Annotated in this window: 8 protein-coding genes and 1 tRNA gene; 4 read left to right on the top strand and 5 right to left on the bottom strand. The window is 55.9% G+C overall.

All coding sequences use genetic code 11. From position 1 onward, the window contains the following. Positions 1-251 precede the first annotated feature (251 nt). The 5 genes from AGA_RS04720 to AGA_RS04700 form a co-directional block, all read right to left on the bottom strand. The gene (locus AGA_RS04720) at positions 252-1,061 is read right to left on the bottom strand and encodes a sulfotransferase family 2 domain-containing protein (protein ID WP_059023247.1); all 810 of its coding nucleotides are present in this window, start codon (positions 1,059-1,061) and stop codon (positions 252-254) included. Between the two features lie 362 nt (positions 1,062-1,423). Continuing rightward, positions 1,424-1,514: transfer RNA gene (locus AGA_RS04715), tRNA-Ser, on the bottom strand. An 82-nt stretch (positions 1,515-1,596) separates the two neighbouring features. Beyond that, positions 1,597-2,232: a phosphoribosylanthranilate isomerase gene (locus AGA_RS04710; protein WP_059023246.1), complete on the bottom strand. Its 636-nt coding sequence runs from the start codon at positions 2,230-2,232 to the stop codon at positions 1,597-1,599. A 2-nt stretch (positions 2,233-2,234) separates the two neighbouring features. Beyond that, positions 2,235-2,948, bottom strand: coding sequence for an orotidine-5'-phosphate decarboxylase (pyrF, locus tag AGA_RS04705; RefSeq protein ID WP_059023245.1), 714 nt, complete (start codon positions 2,946-2,948; stop codon positions 2,235-2,237). Beyond that, positions 2,941-3,303: a LapA family protein gene (locus AGA_RS04700; protein WP_059023244.1), complete on the bottom strand. Its 363-nt coding sequence runs from the start codon at positions 3,301-3,303 to the stop codon at positions 2,941-2,943. The genes pyrF and AGA_RS04700 overlap by 8 nt, the downstream gene beginning before the upstream one ends. 238 nt (positions 3,304-3,541) lie before the next feature. Between AGA_RS04700 and pdxA the strand changes: the two genes are divergently transcribed. The 4 genes from pdxA to AGA_RS04680 are packed head-to-tail and all read left to right on the top strand — an operon-like array spanning position 3,542 to position 6,731. Further along, entirely contained in the window at positions 3,542-4,513 is a 972-nt protein-coding gene (gene pdxA / locus AGA_RS04695) for a 4-hydroxythreonine-4-phosphate dehydrogenase PdxA (RefSeq protein WP_059023243.1), read from the top strand. Further along, positions 4,510-5,232 (top strand): pyridoxine 5'-phosphate synthase, encoded by a 723-nt coding sequence (locus AGA_RS04690; protein WP_059023242.1) that lies wholly within the window; start codon positions 4,510-4,512, stop codon positions 5,230-5,232. Before pdxA ends, AGA_RS04690 begins: the two co-directional genes overlap by 4 nt. Next, positions 5,233-5,565, top strand: coding sequence for a hypothetical protein (locus tag AGA_RS04685; protein WP_059023241.1), 333 nt, complete (start codon positions 5,233-5,235; stop codon positions 5,563-5,565). A gap of 8 nt (positions 5,566-5,573) precedes the next feature. After that, positions 5,574-6,731 (top strand): anhydro-N-acetylmuramic acid kinase, encoded by a 1,158-nt coding sequence (locus AGA_RS04680; RefSeq protein ID WP_083503546.1) that lies wholly within the window; start codon positions 5,574-5,576, stop codon positions 6,729-6,731. Positions 6,732-6,744: the final 13 nt, after the last annotated feature.

Genomic DNA, 6,744 nt, shown 5'->3' with positions numbered 1-6,744 from the left:
ACTAAAGAGCTTTTTTTAACCGTGAGCAGACCGGTGCCTATTGGTTAGATGATGAAATGCCCTCACGCCCAAAATCATTGGGCTACAGGTGTAGGCACCACCTCCACCTTCATGCCGCACACCCCACATCGATCAACATGGTGGGTAACCAACCAAAGGATGCGTCCAATAGAGCAGTAGGAAGCTGACGCATGTCACCACCTCATACGTTCGAACGTTACGTTGGGGGCTCCTAGAGGCGTCTCATAAATTTAGGAGAGGTTATTCTTTTTTAATTCATTTATTTCTTCCCTCAACTTGGAAATCAGGAAGTCTTTGTTAATTTGACGAACAAATCGTTCGTAAGCGGGCGCTACAGTTTCGTAGCTATTCCATTCAGTATTACATATTGGGTCTACAAGAAGCGCATTGAAGCCAGGGAGAATTTCCTCCACAAAGGCTGGCGGTGTGTAGCCAAAAAGTGCGTAATCCCGTCGATAGAACCTCATGAGAAGGGATTGCATCTTCTGTTCTACATCTACAGCCTCATTCTTTATTGGGGAAATGGGCATACTCGGTAGATTATCAACCGCGCGGAAAAACTCTTTCTTCATGCCACATATTATACCAACAGCCCTTAAGTCTTCCGCCAAAGACTCCGCCCGAACTATAAAATCAACGCATCTTTTGTTTCCAAGATGAGTAAACCGGTTCTGCGGAATGAAGTGAATATAGCGCGGATCATGAGCGATCCGCACCTCATCCAGCTCATCCAGAACTTGTAAGGCATCTCGTTTTCTGTGTTGTTTCATATGCTCTTTTAATGAGCTTACAAAACGGGGCCATGGGTCTCGGACAACGGATATAAGTGTATAATCTCGGATTTCGTCCCAGATTTTTGTTTGACGCAGCATGTGTAAGGGCACATGTGCCTGATCCACCCATTCCCCTGTGGCGTGTAACCACCTCCAGTCCCAAAAAACACCATCTGCAACAATAGACGAAAAAGCTTCGCGAAGCGCTTTTCCTCCACATTTTGGGGTGTGAAAAATAATAGTTTTTTCACTATCTATTAAAAGCATTTATTTTATTCCATTTTCTTCGCAATATTTAATATGATATATTAAATTATTATTTGTGATACTACTTTGGGAAATATCCTTTACTATTACTACGGAGAAAGTCCGCTTTCGCCTAAATTCATAAAGAATCGCGGATAGTTTTTTACCGCAGATCATAGACAATGAGAAACATTCACAACTTGCAACTCTGCACTGCACCACCAAGCCTTATGGGCTTTCTCCGTGGCCTCCGCTGTTTTGCTTCTGGCACCTACGAGCATCGCACCCATTAAGGAACGAGAATAAGGGCGCGTGAACAAACGCGAAAAACCTTGGAGAACCAAGGTTTGTGGGAACATATAAATTTTTATGGGAATTGAGTCTGGCGGAGAGAGAGGGATTCGAACCCTCGGTACGCTATTAACGTACACACGCTTTCCAAGCGTGCGCCTTAAGCCGCTCGGCCATCTCTCCAGCGCGAGGAAGGTAATAGCAAGATTATCAGAACAGGCAAGAGGGAAAGAGGCCTCTTTTGTACTTTTTTCCTCAAAGCCTGTCAGTTACTCCGCGCATGGCGCACAAAGCGGGCAATCAGAGATGGGTCTTTAATGCCCTGCGCACTCTCCACCCCGGAAGAAACATCTACAGCAGGCGCGCCTGTCACACGGACAGCCTCCCCCACGTTATCGACCGTTAGCCCCCCTGCCAGCATCCACGGAAACGATGGCTGCCAGCCCGCCAGCAAAGACCAGTCCAGCTTTTGGGCATTGCCACCCGGCCTCGTTGCATCCTTGGGGGGACGCGGCTCTATCAGCATCCGTTGGACCGGACATGTCGGTGGTAGCTCCTCCCGTCCTGCAACGGGATAAGATAGCCACACAGGCAAACCAAAAACTTCGGAGATCTGCTGAGCACGCTCATCGGACGCGTAGATTTGCAGCACATCAAGCGGTGCATGGTCCAGCACCTTGGCAATATCATCGTCCTGTGGGTGCACAAACAGCCCAACTGTTTTGGCCTGCCCCCGTTCACGGCGTGCCAGACAAGCCGCCAGCTCTGGCGTTACAAAGCGGGGTGAGCGCTCAAAAAAAACAAAGCCTATCCAGTCCGCTCCATGCTCCACACAGGCATCAAACCCCACTTCCTCTGTAAGGCCGCAGATTTTAACACCCGTGCGAGACTGCTCTGGCATACTCAGCTTTCCAGTTCCGCCATGATGGCAGCGGCGGCGGCGGCCGCGTCGGCCGCCTGCGTAATGGGGCGCCCGACCACTATCCAATCTGCCCCTGCATCACGCGCCTGAGCAGGGGTCATAACCCGTTTCTGATCACCTTTTGCGGCACCTGCCGGACGAATACCCGGCGTTACGATAACCGGATCACTCCCCAAGTCATTACGCAACACATCCAGCTCATGCGCCGAGCATACCAGCCCGTCCATACCGGACTGCACTGCCAGCTTTGCCAGACGGCGCACCTGTGCACGTGCGCCATCCATAATGCCAGTTTCCGCCAAACCCTGATCATCCAGACTGGTCAGCACAGTCACACCCAGCAACAGAGGACGCTGACCTTCTGGGAAGGCCTCATCACACGCAGCGCGGGCGGCTTCCATCATGACACGCCCACCTGAAGCATGGAGTGTGAGCATCCGAGGGCGCAGATGGGACAAGGACCTGACTGCTGCACCCACCGTGTTGGGAATATCATGCAGCTTCAGATCCAGAAAAAGAGGAGAACCAGCGGCAACATCTGCCACGGCCTGAAAACCGGCGGCATAGGTAAATTCAAGCCCCAGCTTGATAATGCCAGACACGGGCGCCACATCCCTGACCCACTGACGGGCCTGAGCAGGGTCCTGCGTATCTAGGGAAACAATTAAGCCGGTGCGCCGGTTTGTATTAGACATTGGTATGTTCTTCGCTCTCTGCGGGGGAAGGCTGCGGCGTAACAGGCTGCGCATCAGGCGCGGGCACTACAGGGGGGGCTCTATTGGCCAACATGGCCCTCACCTGCGCCAACTGCGCGTCCAGATCCCTGACCTGCTGCTCGGCTTTACGCGCCCTGCGGCCCTGCCTGAACTCGACAACCCACAGGCAGAAAGCCCCTAGCAAAAACGAGAGAGCCCCCACGCTCAGGGCCAGCACGCCAAGCGAACACTTCCAGCTATATGTGAGCATCCACATATCCTGCGGGTCCTGATTACTGGCACTGAACACAACAAGTGCAAGCAGGAATGGAACAACAATTATGAGCCTGATCATGATGGTGTGGTAGCCCTATCCTACGCAAAGAACAAGAATGCAGACAAACCCGCCGCAAGGCAGCCTATGCTACCTTAACATGCTCTTGCACTAACGTGTTGCCTTAAACGTGCACCCTGCCCGGCAACGCCCTGCCGCGCTTTCTCTTTTAATCCTCTTTACGCCGCCCCTTTTCTGCGTTTTTCTGCTCCTGTATGCGAGCAAACAGCACAACAGGACGGATTAGGGAGCAACAAGTATGCTGGTTCTGACACAGGGGGATCCGGCCAGTATTGCACCGGAAATTACCGCCGCAGTCTGGCAGAAGCTCCGCCAGAACGGCCCCGCATTTGTGTATGTTGGTGACCCCTCCCTCCTAGAGCGGCGCGTGCCAGTGCAGACAGTCCGCTACCTGTCCGCCGGTGCTGATATTTTTAGCCATGCCCTTCCGGTCATTCCCCTGCATCTGGCAACGCCGCCAGCACCCGGCGAGCCTGACCGCCGGAATGCTGCCAGTGTGTTGGAAAGCATACGTCTGGCAGTTGAACTGACCCTGAGTGGTGAGGCATCCGCCATGATTACCAACCCGATCAGCAAGGAGGTTGTGCAGGGGGCGGGTTTCCATCACCCCGGCCATACAGGTTATCTGGCTGAACTCTGCCAGACGCCGGGGAACGAGATCATGCTTCTGGCCGGACCGTCCCTCAAGGTTGTGCCCATTACCGTGCACGTTGCCCTGCGGGAGGCTATTTCCCAGCTTTCCTCGGATCTGATTATCCGCACGGCCCGCACGGTTGCTGCCGGTATGCAGCGGGACTTTGGACTCTCCAACCCCCGCATGGCTTTTGCAGGACTGAACCCCCACGCGGGAGAACACGGCCTGATGGGGCGCGAGGAACAGGAGATTATTCTGCCTGCTCTGCACACCCTCCGTCAGGAAGGCTACAACGTCAGCGGTCCGCTGCCGCCCGACACAATGTTTACACCAGATGCACGGGCCAAATACGACGTTGCCTTGTGCATGTACCACGATCAGGGGCTTATCCCGCTCAAAACACTGGATATGGCTGAAGGTGTGAATGTCACACTCGGCCTGCCCATTATCCGCACATCGCCAGACCACGGGACGGCATTTGACATAGCAGGCCAGAACAAGGCAGACCCACGCAGTCTGGAGGCCGCTATACGAATGGCAGCCGCACTGGCCGAGAACAGAAGGAAAAATGCATGAGACCGGCCATAAGGCTTGGCGTCAACATTGACCATGTTGCCACAGTCCGTAATGCCCGCGGAGGCCAGCACCCTGACCCCGTAGCGGCTGCCCTTCTGGCTGTTCAGGCAGGCGCTGATGGCATTACCGCACACCTGCGCGAAGACCGCCGCCACATCCGGGACGCCGACCTTGAACGCCTGCGCACGGATGTTGATGCCCCTCTGAATATGGAAATGGCCGCAACGGATGAGATGGTCGCACTGGCTTGCGCCCTACGCCCCCATGCCTGCTGCCTCGTGCCCGAACGACGCGAGGAACTGACAACCGAAGGCGGACTGGATGTTGCTGGCCAGTCCCCGACCCTTACGCCCAAAGTCCATGCCCTTAAGGCCTGCGGCATTCGTGTTTCTCTGTTCATTGACCCCGACCCCACCCAGCTTGCGGCGGCCGCAGCGACTGGCGCACAGGTTGTGGAACTGCATACCGGCGCATATGCCCATGGTCGGGCAGGCGAAATCGAACGTCTGCAACGTGCCGCCCAACAGGCAGCGGCGTTAGGGCTGGAGGTTCATGCCGGTCATGGCCTGACTTACGAAAACGTTGGCCCTGTAGCTGCTATTCCCGAAATACGGGAACTGAATATTGGGCACTTCCTTATCGGTCAGGCCATTTTTGATGGATTACCCTGCGTTATCCAGACCATGCGGGACCATATGAACAAAGCAGCAGGCATCTGAATGGAAGAGCAGGACTACAAAACACCCAAAGCTCTTATGGCTGCGGTCATCGGCATGGGGGTTCTGATCATCGTCGGTGTGGTTGTGCTCGTGGGGGTGGTCATTCACCGTATGAATGCACCCGCGCACCCGGCCATTGCCTCCACCGTTCCCCTAACGGATGCCCGCACCGCCCACCTTGCACTCGGCCCGGACGAGCATGTGCAGACCATGACCCGCGTACATGATGACCTACTGGCCATCCAGATTGCAGGACACGGACCGGGGCGCATTATGCTGTGGAATGTAGCCACCGGGCAGGTGCAACCCGGGCTGGAAACGACAGCCCCCTAAAGCCGCCCATGTCCGCCCCCCACCCCGAGAACAGTCTGAACGCGCTCGGCCTGATGAGCGGCACATCGCTTGATGGCGTGGATGCCGCCATCATCCGCACGAATGGCACGACCATTACGGCCCACGGCCCGGCTCTCACGCTCCCTTATCCTGCGGAATTGCGCCGACGCCTGCGCGAGCTTCTGGACAACGCCCCGGGCCTTCAACCAGATAATGCGGACCTCAAAGCTGTCGAACATGCGCTTACGCAGGTGCATGTTCAGGCCGTACAGCAACTTCGCCAAATGGCGCCGCATATGCCGGTGGATGTTATTGGCTTTCATGGACAGACCATTCTGCACCAGCCAGGCCGTACTTGGCAGATCGGGGATGCCGCCTATCTCTCCCATCAGACCAACCTGCCTGTTGTGCATGATTTCAGAAGTGCAGATGTTGCTGCCGGGGGCGAAGGGGCCCCTCTGGTGCCGCTCTACCACGCGGCCCTGCTTCACAACCGCCCAGCCCCTGTTGCCGTGCTGAACCTTGGTGGCGTTGCCAACCTGAGCCTTATAACCCGCCATGGTCAGATTATAGCGTGCGACACAGGACCGGGTAACGCCCTGCTGGATGATTGGGCCAGCCAGCATACTGGCACTCCGTGTGATACGGACGGCCAACTGGCTGCTCTAGGCACGGTCAACGCGCAAGTTCTGGAACACTTGCTGGCGCACCCATTTTTCCAACAGCCCGCACCCAAATCGCTCGACCGGCTCAGTTTTCATAATGCTCTGGCCCATCTGGCCGGTCTAAGTGCTGCAGATGGGGCCGCCACACTGGTTGCCTTTACGGTGCAGGCCATAGCCCGCACCCCGCTACCTGAAACACCTCTGGAGTGGTTTGTCTGCGGGGGTGGCAGGCATAACCCGACCCTGATGGACGCCCTGACCAAAGCCCTCCCCGGCGCTGTATATCCTGCCGAACACCTCGGTTGGAATGGGGATGCGCTGGAAGCCGAGTGCTTTGGTTTTCTGGCTATCCGCAGTCTGGCCGGGTTACCTCTTTCCCTCCCCACCACAACGGGTGTACCGTCACCCCAGACCGGAGGACGGCTGACCTGCATGGGCATTACACCATGGCGGCGTTGGTTCCAGACCGTGCCCACGCACGGATTTTCCTCCCCCACCTGAATTCAGACTGACA

It is taken from the genome of Acetobacter ghanensis (assembly GCF_001499675.1).
Lineage (GTDB): Bacteria > Pseudomonadota > Alphaproteobacteria > Acetobacterales > Acetobacteraceae > Acetobacter > Acetobacter ghanensis.
Note: the sequence above shows the minus strand (reverse complement) of the source record. Positions and strands in the feature narration are given on the sequence as shown.

Excerpts from the sequence above, each read along its gene's own strand:
- AGA_RS04685 (WP_059023241.1), top strand. The coding sequence starts at position 5,233 with ATGGAAGAGCAGGACTACAAAACACCCAAAGCTCTTATGGCTGCGGTC.
- pyrF (WP_059023245.1), bottom strand. The coding sequence starts at position 2,948 with ATGTCTAATACAAACCGGCGCACCGGCTTAATTGTTTCCCTAGATACG.
- AGA_RS04690 (WP_059023242.1), top strand. The coding sequence starts at position 4,510 with ATGAGACCGGCCATAAGGCTTGGCGTCAACATTGACCATGTTGCCACA.
- AGA_RS04680 (WP_083503546.1), top strand. The coding sequence starts at position 5,574 with ATGTCCGCCCCCCACCCCGAGAACAGTCTGAACGCGCTCGGCCTGATG.
- pdxA (WP_059023243.1), top strand. The coding sequence starts at position 3,542 with ATGCTGGTTCTGACACAGGGGGATCCGGCCAGTATTGCACCGGAAATT.
- AGA_RS04700 (WP_059023244.1), bottom strand. The coding sequence starts at position 3,303 with ATGATCAGGCTCATAATTGTTGTTCCATTCCTGCTTGCACTTGTTGTG.
- AGA_RS04710 (WP_059023246.1), bottom strand. The coding sequence starts at position 2,232 with ATGCCAGAGCAGTCTCGCACGGGTGTTAAAATCTGCGGCCTTACAGAG.
- AGA_RS04720 (WP_059023247.1), bottom strand. The coding sequence starts at position 1,061 with ATGCTTTTAATAGATAGTGAAAAAACTATTATTTTTCACACCCCAAAA.